General features: G+C 65.3%; 20 protein-coding genes. 12 read left to right on the forward strand and 8 right to left on the reverse strand.

Annotation, left to right across the window (positions count from 1 at the left end):
- The first annotated feature begins 109 nt into the window (after positions 1-109).
- On the forward strand, positions 110-991 hold the full coding sequence (locus J2R76_RS32185) for a 3-hydroxybutyryl-CoA dehydrogenase (protein ID WP_076827506.1): 882 nt from the start codon (positions 110-112) through the stop codon (positions 989-991).
- 11 nt (positions 992-1002) lie between these two features.
- Here the strand turns inward: J2R76_RS32185 and J2R76_RS40710 are convergent, their stop codons facing one another.
- The 3 genes from J2R76_RS40710 to J2R76_RS32195 are packed head-to-tail and all read right to left on the reverse strand — an operon-like array spanning position 1003 to position 2716.
- Positions 1003-1128 carry a hypothetical protein gene (locus J2R76_RS40710; protein WP_256521270.1) on the reverse strand — a complete coding sequence of 42 codons (126 nt, stop codon included), beginning with the start codon at positions 1126-1128 and terminating at the stop codon, positions 1003-1005.
- A complete protein-coding gene (locus J2R76_RS32190; protein ID WP_253625357.1) occupies positions 1125-2336 on the reverse strand; it encodes a pyridoxal phosphate-dependent aminotransferase in 1212 nt (403 codons plus the stop codon). Before J2R76_RS32190 ends, J2R76_RS40710 begins: the two co-directional genes overlap by 4 nt.
- On the reverse strand, positions 2333-2716 hold the full coding sequence (locus J2R76_RS32195) for a tautomerase family protein (protein ID WP_229191848.1): 384 nt from the start codon (positions 2714-2716) through the stop codon (positions 2333-2335). The genes J2R76_RS32190 and J2R76_RS32195 overlap by 4 nt, the downstream gene beginning before the upstream one ends.
- Before the next feature lie 110 nt (positions 2717-2826).
- Between J2R76_RS32195 and J2R76_RS32200 the strand changes: the two genes are divergently transcribed.
- Both J2R76_RS32200 and J2R76_RS32205 read left to right on the forward strand, forming a co-directional pair.
- A complete protein-coding gene (locus J2R76_RS32200) occupies positions 2827-3678 on the forward strand; it encodes a LysR substrate-binding domain-containing protein (protein ID WP_375166546.1) in 852 nt (283 codons plus the stop codon).
- A 121-nt stretch (positions 3679-3799) separates the two neighbouring features.
- The gene (locus tag J2R76_RS32205) at positions 3800-3988 is read left to right on the forward strand and encodes a putative motility protein (protein ID WP_253625359.1); all 189 of its coding nucleotides are present in this window, start codon (positions 3800-3802) and stop codon (positions 3986-3988) included.
- Here the strand turns inward: J2R76_RS32205 and J2R76_RS32210 are convergent, their stop codons facing one another.
- On the reverse strand, positions 3989-4669 hold the full coding sequence (locus J2R76_RS32210; protein WP_168857833.1) for a TlpA disulfide reductase family protein: 681 nt from the start codon (positions 4667-4669) through the stop codon (positions 3989-3991).
- 126 nt (positions 4670-4795) lie between these two features.
- Here J2R76_RS32210 and argH point away from each other — a divergent pair, with 126 nt between their 5' ends.
- The 3 genes from argH (at position 4796) to lysA (ending at position 7893) form a co-directional block, all read left to right on the forward strand.
- Positions 4796-6193 (forward strand): argininosuccinate lyase, encoded by a 1398-nt coding sequence (argH, locus tag J2R76_RS32215; RefSeq protein ID WP_253625360.1) that lies wholly within the window; start codon positions 4796-4798, stop codon positions 6191-6193.
- A 92-nt stretch (positions 6194-6285) separates the two neighbouring features.
- Complete coding sequence (locus tag J2R76_RS32220) at positions 6286-6555, forward strand: lipoprotein (RefSeq protein ID WP_057017758.1); 270 nt, start codon at positions 6286-6288, stop codon at positions 6553-6555.
- A gap of 72 nt (positions 6556-6627) precedes the next feature.
- Complete coding sequence (gene lysA / locus J2R76_RS32225; protein WP_253625361.1) at positions 6628-7893, forward strand: diaminopimelate decarboxylase; 1266 nt, start codon at positions 6628-6630, stop codon at positions 7891-7893.
- 236 nt (positions 7894-8129) lie between these two features.
- Here lysA and J2R76_RS32230 read toward each other — a convergent pair whose 3' ends face one another.
- Both J2R76_RS32230 and J2R76_RS32235 read right to left on the reverse strand, forming a co-directional pair.
- Entirely contained in the window at positions 8130-9041 is a 912-nt protein-coding gene (locus J2R76_RS32230; protein WP_229191844.1) for an NAD(P)-dependent oxidoreductase, read from the reverse strand.
- 197 nt (positions 9042-9238) lie between these two features.
- Positions 9239-9622 carry a carboxymuconolactone decarboxylase family protein gene (locus J2R76_RS32235; protein WP_253625362.1) on the reverse strand — a complete coding sequence of 128 codons (384 nt, stop codon included), beginning with the start codon at positions 9620-9622 and terminating at the stop codon, positions 9239-9241.
- 172 nt (positions 9623-9794) lie between these two features.
- Here J2R76_RS32235 and J2R76_RS32240 point away from each other — a divergent pair, with 172 nt between their 5' ends.
- The 4 genes from J2R76_RS32240 to J2R76_RS32255 all read left to right on the forward strand — a co-directional run bounded on the left by J2R76_RS32240 (position 9795) and on the right by J2R76_RS32255 (position 14935).
- Entirely contained in the window at positions 9795-12413 is a 2619-nt protein-coding gene (locus J2R76_RS32240) for a TIGR02302 family protein (RefSeq protein WP_168857835.1), read from the forward strand.
- Between the two features lie 397 nt (positions 12414-12810).
- Positions 12811-14046: a pilus assembly protein TadG-related protein gene (locus J2R76_RS32245; protein WP_229191842.1), complete on the forward strand. Its 1236-nt coding sequence runs from the start codon at positions 12811-12813 to the stop codon at positions 14044-14046.
- 74 nt (positions 14047-14120) lie between these two features.
- Entirely contained in the window at positions 14121-14561 is a 441-nt protein-coding gene (locus J2R76_RS32250) for a TadE/TadG family type IV pilus assembly protein (RefSeq protein ID WP_141340959.1), read from the forward strand.
- The gene (locus J2R76_RS32255; protein WP_244558795.1) at positions 14558-14935 is read left to right on the forward strand and encodes a TadE/TadG family type IV pilus assembly protein; all 378 of its coding nucleotides are present in this window, start codon (positions 14558-14560) and stop codon (positions 14933-14935) included. The genes J2R76_RS32250 and J2R76_RS32255 overlap by 4 nt, the downstream gene beginning before the upstream one ends.
- A 171-nt stretch (positions 14936-15106) precedes the next feature.
- Here J2R76_RS32255 and J2R76_RS32260 read toward each other — a convergent pair whose 3' ends face one another.
- Together J2R76_RS32260 and J2R76_RS32265 are read right to left on the reverse strand one after the other, a co-directional pair.
- A complete protein-coding gene (locus tag J2R76_RS32260; protein WP_016845302.1) occupies positions 15107-15484 on the reverse strand; it encodes a response regulator in 378 nt (125 codons plus the stop codon).
- A 37-nt stretch (positions 15485-15521) separates the two neighbouring features.
- Positions 15522-16382 (reverse strand): MJ0042-type zinc finger domain-containing protein, encoded by an 861-nt coding sequence (locus J2R76_RS32265; protein ID WP_076827438.1) that lies wholly within the window; start codon positions 16380-16382, stop codon positions 15522-15524.
- Positions 16383-16563: 181 nt separating this feature from the next.
- Between J2R76_RS32265 and ftsE the strand changes: the two genes are divergently transcribed.
- Both ftsE and J2R76_RS32275 read left to right on the forward strand, forming a co-directional pair.
- Positions 16564-17223: a cell division ATP-binding protein FtsE gene (gene ftsE, locus J2R76_RS32270; RefSeq protein WP_016845305.1), complete on the forward strand. Its 660-nt coding sequence runs from the start codon at positions 16564-16566 to the stop codon at positions 17221-17223.
- Positions 17216-18187 carry an ABC transporter permease gene (locus J2R76_RS32275; RefSeq protein ID WP_057017877.1) on the forward strand — a complete coding sequence of 324 codons (972 nt, stop codon included), beginning with the start codon at positions 17216-17218 and terminating at the stop codon, positions 18185-18187. Before ftsE ends, J2R76_RS32275 begins: the two co-directional genes overlap by 8 nt.
- Positions 18188-18306: the final 119 nt, after the last annotated feature.

Raw genomic sequence — 18306 nt, forward strand, 5'->3', positions numbered from 1 at the left:
TGGTCCCGGGAAACGTTTTCCGGCGGATTGGGCAACCCGGAAGGCTTTACTTCGGGTATCGTTGGAATTGGGCAGGCGCGATGTGCGCGCCGTTCCGGTGGATGACAAGATGACGGTGGCAATCAAAAAGGTCGGCGTGATCGGTTCGGGCCAGATGGGCAATGGCATTGCCCATGTGGCGGCGCTGGCCGGCTTCGACGTGGTGCTCAATGACGTGTCCGGCGACCGGCTGAAGTCGGCGCTGGCGACCATCAACGGCAATCTGACCCGGCAGGTCGCGAAGAAGGCGATCAGCGAGAGCGACCGCAAGCAGGCGCTCGACCGCATCGCCTCCGCCGAGTCGCTCGACGCGCTCGCCGATTGCGATCTCGTGATCGAGACCGCGATCGAGAAGGAAGAGACCAAGCGCAAGATCTTCCACGAGGTCTGTGCGGTACTGAAGCCGGAGGCGATCGTCGCGACCAACTCGTCGTCGATCTCGATCACAAGGCTCGCCGCCTCGACCGACCGCCCGGAGAAGTTCATCGGCATTCATTTCATGAATCCGGTGCCGGCGATGGAACTGGTCGAGTTGATCCGCGGCATCGCCACCGACGACATGACCTTCGACACCGCCAAGGCGTTCGTCGCCAAGCTCGGCAAGCAGGTCGCGGTGTCGGAGGATTTCCCCGCCTTCATCGTCAACCGCATCCTGTTGCCGATGATCAACGAGGCGATCTACACGCTGTATGAAGGCGTCGGTAACGTCGAGGCGATCGATGCCGCGATGAAGCTCGGCGCGCACCATCCGATGGGCCCGCTCGAGCTCGCCGATTTCATCGGCCTCGACACCTGCCTGTCGATCATGCAGGTGCTGCACGAGGGGCTGGCCGACTCCAAGTACCGGCCGTGTCCGCTGCTGGTGAAGTATGTCGAGGCCGGCTGGCTCGGACGCAAGAGCCAGCGCGGCTTCTACGACTATCGCGGCGACAAGCCGATCCCGACGCGGTAATCGTCGCGTCTTCAGGTCAGTGCCCGCAGCAGCGCCAGCGCCGCGGGCACCAGGCCGATAATCATCGTCACACCTGTTCCAAGTCCGAGCAGATGCGCCGCCAGTGCGAGGCGCTGGCTCTGTGCGTGAGACGTCATTGCAGCGCCGCGCAGGCGCGCTTCAGCCGCCTTGCGGCCTCCTCGATGGTCGATGACGGGTTGGCGAAGCTGAGGCGGATATAGGGCGACAGCCCGAGATCCTCGCCGGGAAACACCACCACATCGGCCGCCTCGAGGAGATAGGCCGAGAAATCACGGTCGGTCCGGATCACTCTGCCGTCGGGCGCGCGCTTTCCGATCACGCCGGCGCAGCTGACCAGCAGATAGAACGTGCCCTCAGGCGGCGTGCAGGACAGCCCGGCGCATTCGTTCAGCAGGTCGGCAAAGCGGTCACGCTTGGCGCGCAGGATGGCGGCGCGCGCAAGCAGCACATCCTGCGCGCCGTCGAGCGCGGCAATTGCCGCGGCCTGGCTGATCGACGATGCGCCGGACGTGGTCTGCGACTGGATCGTGATCATCGCGCGGATCAACGCCGATGGTCCGGCGGCATAGCCGATGCGCCATCCCATCATGGCGTAGCTCTTGGCGAGGCCGCTGACGGTCAGCGCCCGCGGCTTCAGGCGCGGCTCGATTTCCGCAAGCGTCGGCGCGGGCGCGCCGTTGAACACGATGTGCTCGTAGAGTCCGTCGGCCAGCACCCAGATGTCGGGATGCCGCAGCAGGACCGCGGCGATCTCGGACAGATCCTCACGCGAATACAGCGCGCCGGATGGGTTGACCGGATTGTTGACGATGATCCAGCGGGTTCGCGCCGAGATCGCCGCCTGCAGATCCTCCGCGCGCAGCTTGAAGCCGTCGTTCTGCGCGCACGGCACCACCACCGGCGCCGCACCGGCGAGCCGTACCTGATCGAGATAGGGCGCCCAATAGGGCGCGGGGATGATGACCTCGTCGTCGGGCGCCAGGGTCGCCAGCAGCGCGTTGAACAGCGCCTGCGTCGAGCCGTTGGTGATGACGATCTCGTCCGGGCCGTAGTCGAGATGATGGTCGCGCAGCAGCGCGGCCTGCACCGCCCGCTTCAGTTCCGGTGTGCCGTCGACATCGGTGTAACGGGTTTCGCCGCGCAATGCGGCTGCATGCGCCGCTGCGATCACATGGTCCGGTGTCGGGAAGTCCAGATTGCCCGACGACAGCTCGATGATGTCGCGCCCGGCAGCTCGCAGTTCGCGGGCGCGGCGGCGCAGCACCGATGCGGGCGATGCCGTGATGCCGCTCATGCGCGGTGAGAGAAGCGGTGCAGCGGTCATCGGACGTATTGCGCCTCACCGTTGCCGAACGACCAGTTCTCGGGGAGCACCTCGACAAGGTTGATGAAGATGTCCTCGGCGCGCAGGCCGGGGCTTTCGGTCAGCCGTTCCGCGATCCGTCGATAGAGCTTCTGCTTCTGCGCCACCGGGCGGGTATTGCTGACAGTAATCTGGATGATGATCAGATCATCGCGGCGCCTGATGCCGAGATAGTCGGCACCATAGAGGAAATCATCGTCATCGTGCTCGGAGATTGTCATGAAGCGATCGCCTTCCGGCACGTCGAAGGTCTCGCGCATGGCGCGATAAAGGCTTTCGAGAACGGCCTTGCGGTAGGCGGCGGGCTTGCCCCGTCGCAATGAAACGCGGGTCAGCGGCATGATGGTGGCTCTCCTGGTGGCGTGACGTGCCGCCGATCCTAGAGGCTCCTTGTTCATTGAAAAACGGTATGATAAAGCATTTCAATGATTTCATATTTAAATGAATGACCATGAAGGCGCTCGACCTCGAGGCGGTCCAGGCGTTCGTCCTGGTGGCCGATCTCAGCAGCTTCACGCGCGCGGCGCAGGCGATGGAGACCACGCAGTCCGCGGTCAGCCTGAAGATCAGGCGTCTGGAAGACGGCCTCGGCCGACGGTTGCTGGAGCGAACGCCGCGGCTGGTTCGGCTGTCAGCTGAAGGTGCCGCCTTCCTCGGCGCCGCGCGCAATCTGGTGGCCGCGCATCAATCGGCGATCAACTCGTTTGCCGTCGAGCATCGGCGGCTGGTCGTCGGCATCAGCCACCACATCGTCGGCTCGGAGCTCGCCTCGCTGCTGAAGCGGATGAACAGCACCGATCCCGGGCTGGTGATCCAGCTGCACGTCGACACGTCGCGTTCGGTGCTTAGCGCATTCGACGACGGCAGGCTCGATGCTGCGATCGTGCTCCGCCACGACGCCAAGCGCCGCGATGGCGACGTGCTGTTCGAAGAGCCGTTCGGCTGGATGGCCGCACCCGATTTTCACCATCGACCGGGCGAGCCGTTGCGCCTCGCGACGCAAGCCGAGCCGTGCAGCGTGCGTGCCATGGCGGTCGAAGCGCTCGACGCCGCCGGCATCGCCTGGACCGAGGCATTCGTCGGCGGCGGGTTGTCGACGATCGGAGCTGCGATCTCCGCAGGCCTTGCGGTCGCGGCGCTGGCGCGCCGGGTGGCGCCGGCGGACACCGTCGATCTCGGGCCGCGGCTTGGCCTGCCGCCATTGCCGTCCCGCGACGTCATGCTTCACTCAAAACTGTCCGATGCGCGGACACGGCAGGCGCTGCGCACCCTCGGCGCCGCCTTCGCGGCGAACGCGGCCTGAGACGCGGATCATCGCGCTAGCGGGAATTTCGAGGCCGATGCGTCAGCCTGACGCGGCCATCGATTACCCAAGCATTAACTTTCGCGCGTTACCTCAAACCCCAGTTTTGGGAGTGCCGCGTATGGACATGATGAGCATGGTCACCAGCATCCTGTCGATGCAGCAGGGTAGTCTGCAGGGTGAGATCGCAACCCGCGTGACCAAGCAGAACCTCGACGCCGAGAAGTTCGCGGTTCAGACCCTGCTCGGCACGCCTTCCACCGCGAATTTGTCGCCCGGCATCGGCGACAACCTCGACACCGTCGCCTGATCAGAACCCGGCTGCGGCTGGCTGCAGCGCGGCCTTCACCAGCTTGATCGCGTCGTCGCTCGCCCATTCGGCGGGACCGGCGATATTGGCGATTTCGCAGCCCTTGCCGTCGACCAGCACCGAGGTCGGCATGCCCAGCGCCTTGCCTATGTTCTTAAGATCCTGAAAAACCTTGGCTTTCTGATCCGAAAAATAGCCGAGACTGGTCAGATTGGCCTCTTTCAGGAAGTTTTTCGGCTTGTCCGGGTCGCGGGTGTCGATGTTGATCGCGACCACCTCGAAATCCTTGCCGCCGAGCTTGGTCTGCAGGCTGTCGAGCGCCGGCATTTCCTTGCGGCAGGGCACGCACCAGGTCGCCCACAAATTGACCAGCACGGTCTTGCCGCGCCAGTCCGAGAGCTTCTTCGGCTGGCCGTTGGCGTCCTCGAAGGTGAGGTCGGGCAGCATCAAGGGGGTGGTCGCCATGGTCAGCGCCGCGACCTCGCCGTGGGCAAGCGGGGCGATCTTCTTCGCAAGAGCCACCGCGCTGTTGCAGGCGATATCGCCGCCCGCGGGATGCTTGAGGCTGGAGACCCCCGCATAGCCGATCACAGCCCCGGCCAGCACGGCGCCGATCACCAGCGGGATGCGCCACTTGGCGGTCGGCCTGGCGGTCGGGTTGGGTTGGGTCGTCTCGGGCATATCGTTTGTCATCCTGGGTCGATGTGGCTAAGCAGTGCCGGGAATACGACCGGAACTGCGGTGCTGTTTCGCCGCCTCCGGCCATGAAACCGCAGGGCTGAAATACGAATTCGTGAGCGAGATGTCATGAGCAACAAGATGTGGGGCGGCCGCTTCTCGGAACGTCCCGACGCGATCATGGAGGAAATCAACGTCTCCATCGACGTCGATCGTCACCTTTATGCCCAGGACATTGCCGCGTCCAAGGCCCACGCCGCGATGCTCGCTGCGCAGGGCATCATCACGTCCGCTGATGCGAAAAATATCGGCAAAGGTCTAGACACGATTTTGTCAGAGATCGGCAAGGGCGATTTCGATTTCAAGCGCGCGCTCGAGGACATTCATATGAATGTCGAGTCGCGGTTGTCCGAATTGATCGGGCCCGCGGCGGGCCGGCTGCACACCGCGCGCTCCCGCAACGACCAGGTCGCGACCGATTTCCGGCTTTATGTCCGCGACACCATCGATGAGACCAATGCGGCGCTGGCCGCGTTCCAGCAGGCGCTGGTCGCCCGCGCGCTGGAGCATGCCGGCACGGTGATGCCGGGCTTCACCCATCTGCAGACCGCGCAGCCCGTGACCTTCGGTCATCATCTCCTAGCCTATGTCGAGATGGCCAGCCGCGACCGCGGCCGCTTCGCCGACGCGCGCAAGCGGTTGAACGAATCGCCGCTGGGCGCGGCCGCGCTCGCCGGGACCTCGTTTCCGATCGACCGCGCCACGACCGCAAAGGCGCTCGGCTTCGACCGTCCGATGGCCAATTCGCTCGACGCGGTATCCGACCGCGATTTCGTGCTGGAGACGCTGTCGGCGGCCGCGATCTGCGCAGTGCATATGTCGCGCTTCGCCGAGGAGATCGTGATCTGGACCTCCCCCTTGGTCGGCCTCCTCAAGCTCAGCGACAAGTTCACCACCGGCTCGTCGATCATGCCGCAGAAGCGCAATCCGGACGCGGCCGAGCTGGTCCGTGCCAAGACCGGCCGCGTGATCGGCGCGCTCACCGCGCTGCTGATCGTGATGAAGGGCCTGCCGCTCGCCTATCAAAAGGACATGCAGGAGGACAAGCAGGGCGCGATGGAGGCTTTCGAGGCGCTGTCACTGGCAATTCGCGCCATGACAGGCATGGTCGAGGACCTGGTGCCGGACGAAGCCAGGATGAAGGCCGCCGCCGGCGAGGGCTACGCCACCGCCACCGATCTTGCCGACTGGCTGGTGCGCACCCTGAAAATGCCGTTCCGTGACGCCCACCACGTTACCGGGCGCATCGTCGGCCTGGCATCGAAGCAGGGTGTGGCGCTGCACGAGCTGCCGCTCAAGGCCATGCAGGAGGTTGAGCCGAAGATCACGGCCGACGCGCTGAGGGTGCTCAGCGTCGAATCCTCTGTGCAGAGCCGGACCTCGTTTGGCGGCACGGCGCCGAAGAATGTGATGGCGCAGGCCAAGGCCTGGGCCAAGCGGCTGGAAAAAGAGCGAAAATTGGGCTGAACCGGAAAATTTGGCCGTGATTTCATGGCGCTCCGCCTCTCGCCAGAGCACGCCAATGTTTGTATGGTGCCGCCCGAATTGGGGAATTCGTCGTGATTAGCAAGAACCGCCTGACCCCCTCGGGATGGGCCATCATTGTGCTGGGCGTATCCGCGCTGGCGCTCGGCGGCTGCGGCCGCAAGGGACCGCTCGACCTGCCGCCGACCGCGAACGTCGCGCCGGGCGCGGCACCGAGCGACACCGAGAGCGAGCGGGCGGCGCAGCCCAGCGTGTTCAATCCGACCTATGGCTCGGAGGCCGCGCCGGCCGCGCCGCGAGGCAATAAACGGCCCTTCCTCCTCGACCCGCTGCTCGGCAATTAGTATCTGGAGCATGATCCGGAAAAGTGGAAACCGGTTTTCCGAAAAGATCATGCTCAAACAATCTAGCGTGTCATGAACCATTTCGACTATCGCAACGGCGTGCTGCATGCCGAGGCGGTCAATCTCATTGAGCTGGCGGAGGCCGTCGGCACGCCGTTCTATTGCTATTCGACCGCGACGCTGGAGCGTCACTACCGCGTCTTCACCGAAGCCTTCGCCGGCGAGAAGGCGCTGGTCTGCTACGCCATGAAGGCGAACTCCAATCAGTCGGTGCTGCGCACGCTGGCCAAGCTCGGCGCTGGCGCCGACGTGGTATCCGGCGGCGAGTTGAAGCGGGCTCTGGCGGCCGGCATTCCGCCCTCGAAGATCGTGTTCTCCGGGGTCGGCAAGACCGAAGGCGAGCTGCGCGCCGCGCTCGCAACTGACATCCTCTGCATCAATATCGAGTCCGAGCCGGAGCTCGAGATGCTGTCGCGTCTCGCGGTCGAGATGAAGAAGACGGCCCGCATCTCGGTGCGGGTCAATCCCGATGTCGATGCCGGCACCCATGCCAAGATCTCGACCGGCAAGTCCGAGAACAAGTTCGGCATTCCGATCGCCCGCGCCCGCGAGGTCTATGCCCGCGCGGCAAAGCTGCCGGGCATCAAGGTCACCGGTACCGATGTGCATATCGGCAGCCAGATCACCGATCTCGGCCCGCTGGAGGTCGCTTTCCGGCTGCTCGCCGAATTCGTGCAGACGCTGCGCGCCGACGGCCACGACATCTCGCATATCGATTTCGGCGGCGGCCTCGGCATCCCCTACTACATGGATCGCGCCGCGCCGCCGGCGCCGGACGCCTATGCGGCGATGGTCAAGCGCGTCACGCACAATCTCGGCTGCACGCTGATGTTCGAGCCGGGACGCATGATCGTCGGCAATGCCGGCATCCTCGTCACCCGCGTGATCCATGTGAAGCCGGGCGATGCCAAGAACTTCGTCATCATCGACGCGGCGATGAACGACCTGATCCGGCCGACGCTGTACGAAGCGCATCACGACATTCTGCCGGTGCGCCAGCCCGCGCCCGGCACCCCGACCATGGTCGCGGATGTAGTCGGCCCGGTCTGCGAGACCGGCGATTACCTCGCGCTCGATCGCGCGCTGCCGCAGCCGAAGGCCGGCGATCTGCTGGCGATCATGACCGCCGGCGCCTACGGCGCGGTGCAGTCCGGCACCTACAACACGCGGCCTCTGGTGCCCGAAGTGCTGGTCAAAGACGACCAGTGCGCCGTGGTCCGCCCGCGCATCGACGTCGACGCCCTGATCGCGATGGACAAGCCGGCGCCGTGGCTGTGATGGCCGGTGTCGCGCTTCACTAACGATGTCGTCCCTGCCTAGTGCGCAATTGCGCACGGGAGCAGGGACCCATAACCACCGCTCCTGATTGTTGTCCTGAGCTGGGGCCGCAGCTCAGCTAAACCACGAAGTCCTGTGGTGATGGGTCCCGGGTCGCGCGGAGCCTGTCATCGGGCGGCGCTTCGCGCCGACCCGTTGGCTTGCCCGGGACGACAGCGTTTATTTCGGCGAGAGCGTTACTTCGCGGCGTGCGCGCCGCCTTTACCGCCGCCGACGATCACGCCCGCGGCTTTCTCGATCGGCTTGATCGCCGCGGTGAAGTCCGACTCCGGTCCCTCGTCGCGGATGATGACTTCCCAGAGCCGGCCGACCGCCTCGGCGACTTCCATCGACAGCCCGAGCGCGCGCATTTCTTCGACCGCAAGCCGCACGTCCTTCACCATCAAGCCGGTGGCGAAGCCGAAGTCGAAGCTGCGCGGCAAGACCGAGCGCGGAAACTTGTCGCGGCTCGCGGTGTTCAGCCCGGAGCCGGCATTGATGACGTCGATCATCACGGCCGGATCGAGCCCGGACTTGACGCCCATCACAACAGCCTCCGAGGTCGCCACCATCGCGGTCGCCGACAGGAAGTTGTTGGCGAGCTTCATGGTCTGGCCGGAGCCCGGCTTGGTGCCGATGAAGAACACCTTGCCGATGACGTCGAGCGCGCCCTTCACCAGTTCGAAATCGGCGCGCGGGCCCGACACCATCACTGCCAGCGTGCCCTTCTCGGCGCCGGCGACGCCGCCGGAGACCGGGCTGTCGATCTGCACGATGTTCTTCTTGGCCAACAGCTCGTGGATCTTCACCGCCATCCGCGAGCCGACGGTGGAGAGGTCGATGAAGCGTTTGACGCGCGTGCCCTCGATCACGCCGCCCGCGCCGGTCGCCACCTCGAGTGAGGCCTGCAGCGAGGGCAGGCTCGCCATCACGGTCTCGACGCGGTCGGCGATGTCCTTGGGCGAGGTTGCGGCCACCGCGCCGAGTGCGACCAGCCTGTCGAGCGCGTCCTTGCCGGTGTCGAACACGGTGAGCTTGTGGCCGGCCTCGATCAGCCGGCGCGCCATCGGGAAGCCCATCTTCCCGAGGCCGATGAATCCGATTTCCATGAGTCGTTTCCTCTATGTCGTTATGTGCGATATGCGCGCCTCCCACACGATGTCGTCTCTGCGAAAGCAGGGACCCATAACCCCAGGACTAAGTTGTTTGGTGCAGTCGGGGCGACAGCCGTCGTAACCACGACGAGCTGTGGTTATGGGTCCCGGCTCGGCTTCGCTTGGCCGGGACGACAACGAGTGGAGCTCGCTCACGCCTTGTTGTCGAGTTCGGCGAACACTTCGCGCGCGATGCGGAAGCTGTCGACGCCGGCGGGGATGCCGGCATAGATCGAGACCTGCATGAAGATCTCGCGGATTTCGTCGCGGGATACGCCGTTGGTCAGCGCGCCCTTGATGTGGGCCTTCAATTCGTGCGGCCGGTTCAGGATCGAGATCATGGCGAGGTTGAGCATGCTGCGGGTCTGGCGCGGCAGTTCCTCGCGGCCCCAGACTGCGCCCCAACAATATTCGGTGACGAGTTCCTGGAATGGCTTGTTGAAGCTGTCCGAATTCTTCAGCGCATTGTTGACATAGGCTTCGCCCAGCACCGCCTTGCGGATTTCGAGCCCCTTGTCGTGCGTTTTTTGGTCCATATCGCGTTCCTCATGCGTTAATGCGATGGTTCGGCCGGGACGTTACGGGGTCGAACCGCCGCAGTCACGCCTTCGTGTTATGCGTATTTCCCGGTGTGGGTTACTGCCTGGAACGGGTGCCTCAAAGCCGCCGCCGTGCTAGGCTGACCTGCCGGCTACCCCGGAGATTTTATTGAGCGGAGCCAACATCGACCCCTCTGACCCGTCACGCGCCGTCCGCGACAGCGATGCGATCGCGCGGCTGAAACTGACAGAGGCTCTGCAGCGGGCAAGGTTCGCGATTGGGTGGGAACGGGCCTGGCCGCATCTGGCCCGGTTCCTGACGGTCGCAGGATTGTTCCTGGTCGCGTCCTGGGCCGGGTTGTGGCTGGTGCTGCCGTTTGTCGCACGCGTGGCCGGTGCCGGCCTGTTCGCGATTGCCGCGCTCGCGGCGCTGTCGCCGCTGGTGCGCTTCCGCTGGCCGAGCCGCGAGGAGGGCCTGAGCCGGCTCGACCGCGGCGCCGGCATTCGCCATCGTCCGGCGACCACGCTCTCCGACACGCTCACCAACAAGGACCCGTTTGCGCTGGCGCTGTGGCAGGCGCAGCGCGAGCGCACGCTGGCCTCGATCAAGCGCATCCGCGCCGGGCTGCCGCGGCCGCGCGTGTCGCTGCACGACCCCTGGGCGCTGCGCGCGCTGGTCATCGTGATGCTGGTCGCGAGCTATGTCGCCGCCGGCGACGAGCGCGGCCTGCGGGTCGCCTCCGCATTCGACTGGAACGGCATCATGGCGCCGGCCAATGTCCGGGTCGATGCCTGGGTGACGCCGCCCAACTACACCGGCAAGCCGCCGATCATTCTGTCCAACGCCAACAAGGACGCCAACGCGGCGGACACCACCCCGCTCGCGGTTCCGGCCGGCAGCACGCTCCTGGTGCGCTCCAGCGGCGGCAGCATCGACGTCGTCGTCGGTGGCGGTGTTACCGAGGTCGCGCCGGACGGGCAGGCGCCCAAGGGCACCAACGAGCGGCATTTCAAGATCACCGGCGACGGCACCGCGCATGTCCGTGCGCCGGCCGGCCAGCCGCAGTGGAAATTCACCGCGACGCCGGACCGCCCGCCGTCGATTGCGCTCGCCAAGGATCCGGAGCGGCAGGCGCGCGGCGCGCTGCAGATGTCCTACCGGCTCGAGGACGATTACGGCGTCAGCGAAGCGCGCGCGCAATTCGCGGTGCGGCCGACCGATGCGCCGAAGGAGGCTGACGGCAAGAAGGATGCCGACGGCAAGGCGGCGCAACCACGGCCGTTGTTCGAGCCGCCGCAATTCGCGCTGGTGCTGCCGAATGCGCGCACCCGCAACGGCGTCGGCCAGACCGTGAAGGACCTCAGTGAGGATCCCTATGCCGGCGCCGACGTGACCTTGACGCTGACGGCCAAGGACGAGGCCGGCAATGAGGGCAAGAGCGAGCCGTTCAACATGCGGCTGCCGGAGCGCCTGTTCACCAAGCCGCTGGCGCGCGCGCTGATCGAGCAGCGCCGTATCCTGGCGCTCGACGCCAACCAGAACGGCCAGGTGTTCGCCGCGCTCGAGGCGCTGATGATCGCGCCCGAAATGTTCATGCCGGAGACCGGCTATTACCTTGGCCTGCACACCGTGAGCCGGCAGCTCGAGGCGGCGCGCACCGACGACCAATTGCGCGAGGTGGTCGCCAGCCTGTGGTCGCTCGCCGTCACCATCGAGGACGGCAATATCTCGGACGTCGACAAGGCGCTGCGCGCGGCGCAGGACGCGCTCAAGCAGGCGCTCGAGCGCGGCGCGACCGACGAGGAGATCAAGAAGCTCACCGACAATCTGCGCGCCGCGCTGGACAATTTCCTCCGCCAGATGGTCGAGCAGTTCCGCAACAATCCGCAGCAGCTCGCCCGGCCGCTCGATCCCAATGCCAAGGTGCTGAGCCAGCAGGATCTCAAGAACATGCTCGATCGCATGGAGCGGCTGTCACGCTCCGGCGACAAGGATGCGGCGCGGCAGCTGCTCGAGCAGATGCAGCAGATGCTGGAAAACCTGCAAATGGCGCAGCCCAATCAGGGCGACGACGACATGCAGCAGTCGCTCAACGAGCTCGGCGACATGATCCGCAAGCAGCAGCAATTGCGCGACAAGACCTTCAAGCAGGGCCAGGATTCCCGCCGCGACCGCATGCGCGGCAAGCAGGGCGAGCAGTCGATGGGCGACCTGCAGCAGGACCAGCAGGCGCTGCGCGACCGCTTGAAGAAGCTGCAGGAAGAACTCGCCAAGCGCGGCATGGGACCGGACCAGCGCGGCCAGAAGGGCCAGAAAGGCCAGGGTCAGAAGGGCGACCAGGCGCAGCCGGGCGATCAAGGCGGCGACCAGGGCGATGACGGCGATGACGGGCTCGACCAGGCCGATTCCGCGATGGGCGATGCCTCCGGGCGGCTCGGCGAGGGCAATGCCGACGGCGCGGTGGATTCGCAGGGCCGTGCGCTGGATGCGCTGCGCAAGGGCGCCCAGAGCCTCGCCGACGCGATGCAGCAGGGCGATGGCGACCAGCCGGGCGACAGCCCCGGCAACCGCGCCGGCCGCCAGCAGAGCGGCGGCAACCAGACCGATCCGCTCGGCCGCCCGTTGCATGGCCGGGAATTCGGCGACGACTACACGGTGAAGATCCCCGGCGAGATCGACGTGCAGCGCGTCCGCCGCATCCTCGAAGAGCTGCGCCGCCGCCTCGCCGATCCGTCGCGGCCGCAGATCGAGCTCGACTACATCGAGCGGCTGCTGAAGGATTATTGAGCGCCTCGTCCTTCGACTGTCGTCATCCGTGAAAGCTCGTGCCTACTCACGAGACATCGGCGCTTTGAATCGAACGGCCACGGCGACCTGTATGCCGCGCTTCCACTGGAATGACGCGGAATCTGCACGACGGTCGTAAGCCTGCGGACGTCAGCTTCTGCGGGCTACGCGCCCCGTATTCCAATCGGTGCGATCGGGACCGGGTGTCGTCCGCCCGTTGCGCACAATTTTCCTAAAATTGTCGGGTTCCCATTGGTGCGCATTTAAGTCGCTTGCGTCACCTTACTTCGGAAAATTGGCAAGCGTCTCAGGAGAGCACATGAGGCACAGCCGTTTATTCATTGCATCGTCATACCGGCCATTGGGTATTACTCGCCGGCACCAACATCAGACCAGCTTGGTTCGACAATTCGTTCGAGACCAGTCGGGCAGCTATGTGATCATTTCAGCGCTGCTCATGCCGGTCCTGGTCGGCACGGCAGGGCTGGGTACCGAAGTGGGATGGTGGTACTACAAACATAAGAACATGCAGAGTGCCGCCGACTCCGGCGCGGTGAGCGCCGCAACGGCGGCAAGTGCAGGCGCCGACCTTTTGTCCGAAGCCAATGCGGTCACGGCAAACTACGGTTACGCGAACGGGGCGAACAACGTCACGGTCAGGGTGAATCAACCGCCGAAGACCGGCAGTCAGACGTCGAACCTGCAGGCGGTCGAAGTCATCGTGAGCCAACCGCAACAGCGGTTGCTGTCAGCCTTGTTCGGCTCGGCCCCGGTGCCGGTCACCGCGCGCGCGGTCGCGCTGCCGAATTCCGGGACGGGCTGCGTGCTTGCGCTCAACGCCAGCGCCAGTCCCGCGGTCAACGTGAGCGGCGGCAACCAGCTCAACCTGATCAAGTGCAACCTTTACAGCAACTCGGGTGCAAGCCCATCGCTCAACGTGGCCGGCAGCGCGACGGTCGCCGCCAATCAGGTCGGCGTCGTCGGCGACGTCTCCGGCACCAGCAACATCACGGCCACCAACGGCGTCAAGACGCATGTGAAGCCAATGGCTGACCCGTATGCGAACGTCTCTCCGCCGTCGAAGCCGAGCTGCACGAACGCCAAGATTACGGTCAATTCCAACGGAAAGACGAACTCCCTCAGCCCCGGCTGCTACTCGGGCAGTATTACGGTGAACGCCGGCGCAACGCTGAACCTCGATCCAGGCATCTATTACCTGGACGGCTCGAACTTGAGCGTCGCGGGCAACGCCACCATCACGGGCAGCGGCGTGACCCTGGTCTTTACGGGCTCGGGAAGCAAGTGGGGCACGGCTTCGATCGGCAGCAACGCGATCGTCGATCTGACGGCGCCGACCTCCGGCTCCACGAAGGGCATCGTCATGTATGGCGACCGCAACATGCCGGCCGGGACTACCTTTAATCTCACGGGTGGTGCCACCCAGAACTTCGGCGGCGCCATCTACCTGCCGAAGGCCGACCTCAGCTTCGGCGGTGGCAACGGCACAAGCACATCATGCACCAAGATCATCGCGGACACGCTGACGTTCAGCGGCACGTCGAACCTTCAGGTCAATTGTTCGGCGCTCGGCACCGCGACGATAGGCACGCAAACCGCGCAACTCATCGAGTGAGGTTGGCCCCGATGCAAATCCAGAGATCCTCATCCAACAGCCGTGGTCGATTGGTTTTCTCTCTGACGCGGCTTGTGCGCACCGCCGTTCACGACAGGGGCGGCGTCGCGGCCATCGAATTCGGGATCATGATCCCGTTGCTGTCCCTGATGGTCGTCTCGGTAACCGACATCGGACTCGCGCTCTATCGCAAGATGCAGGTCGAGAATGCCGCGCAGGCGGGAGCGCAATACGCCATCGTGCGCGGCTTTGACGAGACTGGCGTCACCAGCGCCGTAACAGCCGCCACGAATTCCACAGCCATCAATGCTTCGCCCAAGCCGTACCAGTTTTGCGGGTGCCCGACCAGTTCGGGGGTCAGCACCGTCAGTTGCGGTGCGGTCTGCCCCAGCGGCGCGCAGGCCGGAACATATGCCATGGTTTCGGCGCAAGGGACCTACTACACGCTGATCAATTATCAGATTGTGGCGGCCACCTACACCTATAGCGCCCAGTCCACTGCGAGGCTGCAGTGAAACTCACACCGCTATGGCGGGACAATCGAGGGGCCTCCGCGCTGGAATTCGCCCTGACCGCTCCCGTGTTCTTCCTGTTCATATTTGGCATCATCGAATTCGGACTGCTGTTCTGGACTCAGCTCGGGCTGCAGCACGGCTCCGAAATGGCGGCGCGTTGCGCGACCGTCAACAGCACGCTCTGTCCAAGCGGCAGCGCCATCACGAATTACGCCGCGCAGCAGGCGTTCGGCCTCACGCTCCCGGCGCAGACATTCACCTATTCCACGTCAGCCTGCGGCAACGTGGTCAGCGCGAGTTATGCATTTCAATTTGCGCAATTTCTCAATCTGTCCCCGGTGACGCTGACCGCCCGGGCATGCTTTCCGAGTTGAGCTCGTAACCCTAGTGTCCCGAATCCGAAGTTCGCATCATTTGCCGCACCTTCGGAGCGAACTTCGGATTCGATAAAGACACTAGCAAATTTATGATTCTAGTGTGCTTTATGAATGCGAAGTTCGTGAAAGTGGCTGCCGCGAAATCGCACGAACTTCGCATTCAGCACACTAGCCGGCCTTCCGCGCCGCCAGCGCGTCCGCGACTGCGGTGCGGATATCGGCCACCGAGAACGGTTTCGTCACCACGTCATGCACGATCGCCTCGAGGCCGGAGGCGCGTTCGCGCTGATGGGCGAAGCCGGTCATCAGCAGGATCTTCAGCGCAGGGAAGTCGCGCGCCGCGGTCAGCGCCAGCGCGATGCCATCCATCACGGGCATCTGGATGTCGGTGAGCAGAAGGTCGAACGCGCCTTCGTCGCGCGTCAGCACCTCCAGCGCCTCGGCGCCGTCCTGCGCGGTCACGGTTTCGTGGCCGTCCATGGCGATGGCGCGCGCCACCAGCGAGCGCATTGAGTCTTCGTCGTCGGCGATCAGAACACGCGTCATGGTGATTGGTCGGTTCCCGATGGAGTTGGCCGGCGGCTCACGCGCGGCCGCCGGTGAGATCACGCTTGTTGAAGAAGCGTACGTCGATATTGCGGCCTTCGGGCGGCGGCGAGGCGAGGCGCGACTTGAAGAAGGCCCGCTCGCCGGGATTGAGCACCGGCTGCTCCAGCACGGCGTTCCAGGCATAGATTTCGGCGCCCTGGGCGTCGCGGACCGAGAAGCGCAGCCGCGGCAATTCGACCGGCTTCCTGGTCTGGCCGACGATCATGCCCTCGATCACCAGCACCGGCTTGCCGTCCACGGTCTCGTTGGTGATCTTGAGATCCTTGAAGGCGAGCCCGCGCAGATTCACGTCGAGCCCGGCCATCTTGTAGAACAGCGCGGTCTGCGGCAGCAGCCGCACCACGTCGTTGCGCCAGACGAACAGCGCGATGATCAGCGCGGCCATGGCGCCGCAGGTGGTCGGCAGGGCGCCGATCACCGGCATGAACGGAATTCGGGGCAGGGCGGGCAGCCGGAACAGGCGGGGAAGCCGGGGCAGGCGGAAGCGGCCCCTGGTTCCCGCGTCCCCGGCATGGGCCACTGCATCCGCCTCGGCCAGCGCCGGCCATTCCGTGTCGGCGTCGCTGCCCTCGGTGGGCAAATCGGCCGAAATCGAGGGGCTCTCGACCATCGGGGTCGCGTCAGCCTCCTCCCGGCCCACGGCCTCCCATTCGGCGGCGAGGTCGGATCCGGCGGACTGATAGGCCAGAGTGGGCGCGGTCGCCCCGATGGCGTCCTCCGGCCGGGCCAGCCAGACCTCCCGGCAGCGGGAACAACGGACGGTACGTCCGGCCTCGCCAAGGGTGGCCGGATTGATGGCGTAGGATGTTGTACAATGCGGGCAGACAATATGCATGGAGGCCGAATCTCCACCGTGTGGATGCCCGGATGCTACTTAGCGACCGTTAACGAATCGGAAACCATAACCGAAGCACAAGCTTTCTGTGCGGTTCGCGGGCGCTCGGCCGGGGTTCGGGCCGTCTTCGCCGTCGGTGTAGGGTATTGGGCCATCGGCCCTCTCGAACGGAGCTAGCGCATTGGTTCGGTTCGAAAATGTCGGTCTGCGCTACGGGCTCGGCCCGGAGATTTTGCGCGACCTCTCGTTCATGATCCCGGCGCACTCGTTCCAGTTCCTGACCGGGCCGTCGGGCGCGGGCAAGACCTCGCTGCTGCGGCTGTTGTTCCTGTCGTTGCGGCCGACCCGCGGGCTGGTCAATCTGTTCGGCAAGGACGTCTCGCTGCTGAGCAAGGATCAGGTCGCCGACCTGCGCAAGCGGATCGGCATCGTGCTGCAGGATTTTCGCCTGCTCGATCACATGACCACCTATGAGAACGTCGCGCTGCCGTTCCGCGTGATGGGCCGCGAGGAATCGAGCTATCGCCGCGAGGTGATCGATCTCTTGAAATGGGTTGGCCTCGGCGAGCGCATGGACGCGCTGCCGCCGATCCTGTCGGGCGGCGAGAAGCAGCGCGCCGCGATCGCGCGCGCGGTGATCTCGCGGCCGCAACTGCTGTTGGCGGACGAGCCGACCGGCAGCGTCGATCCGACGCTCGGGCGCCGCCTGCTGCGGCTGTTCATCGAGCTCAACAAATCCGGCACCGCGGTCATCATCGCGACCCACGACATCACGCTGATGGATCAATACGAAGCGAGGCGGCTGGTGCTGCATCAGGGACGGCTGCACATCTATGAATAGGAGCGGCGACGAGAAAGTGTCGTTGGTCGATCTCGGGCGCGAACGCCCGCAGGTCCCGGCCACTGCGCGCAACATGTCGCCGATCGTGCCGCGGGCGTCGATTTCGGGCCGTGCACTGGTCGCGGTCGTCGCGATCATGACCTTCCTCGCCTCGCTGACGACAGGCACCGTGCTGCTGGTCAGCGCGTCAGCCGCCGAATGGCAGTCGGAAGTATCGAGCGAGATCACCATCCAGGTGCGCCCCTCGCCGGGCCGTGACCTCGATCGCGACGCGCAGGCCGCGGTGGACGCTATGCGGGCGCAGCCCGGCATTCTCGAGGTCCGTCCGTTCAGCAGGGAGGAATCCGCCAAGCTGCTGGAGCCGTGGCTCGGCAGCGGGCTCTCGATCGACGAACTGCCGGTGCCGCGCGTCATCGTGGCGCGGGTGCAGCCCGGCACCACGCTCGATCTCGCCGGCTTACGCGCGCGGGTGACGCAGGCGGCGCCGACCGCAAGCGTCGACGATCACCGCGCCTGGATCGAGCGCATGCGCTCGATGACCGGCGCCACGACGTTCGCCGGCGTCGGCATCCTCATCCTCGTGATCATCGCAACCATCATCTCGGTGTCGTTCGCGACCCGCGGCGCGATGGCCGCCAACCGCCCGATCGTCGAGGTGCTGCATTTTGTCGGCGCCGGCGACAGCTTCATCGCCAACCGCTTCCTGCGGCATTTCCTTCGGCTCGGCCTCGAAGGCGGGCTGATCGGTGGCGGTGCGGCGATGCTGGCGTTCGGCTTCTCCGAGTCGATCGCCAACTGGTTCTCCGGCACGCCGGTCGGCGACCAGTTCGCGGCCCTGCTCGGCACGTTCTCGCTGCGTCCGTCGGGCTATCTGGTGCTGGCGATGCAGGCGGTGCTGATCGCGGCGATCACCGCGTGGGCATCGCGGCGCACCCTGTTTGCCACGCTCGACGACATCGACTGACGGCGCTGCGAAACTCGAAATCATGGCGCCGCCTCGTGATCGCATTTCGTCGCCCAGGTGTGATTTCGCGCGCGTGCACGCGGCACTGGTCCCGGGGAAAACCGGTTTCCACTTTTCCG

Source organism: Bradyrhizobium sp. USDA 4532, from assembly GCF_024171315.1.
Taxonomy (GTDB): domain Bacteria; phylum Pseudomonadota; class Alphaproteobacteria; order Rhizobiales; family Xanthobacteraceae; genus Bradyrhizobium; species Bradyrhizobium australafricanum.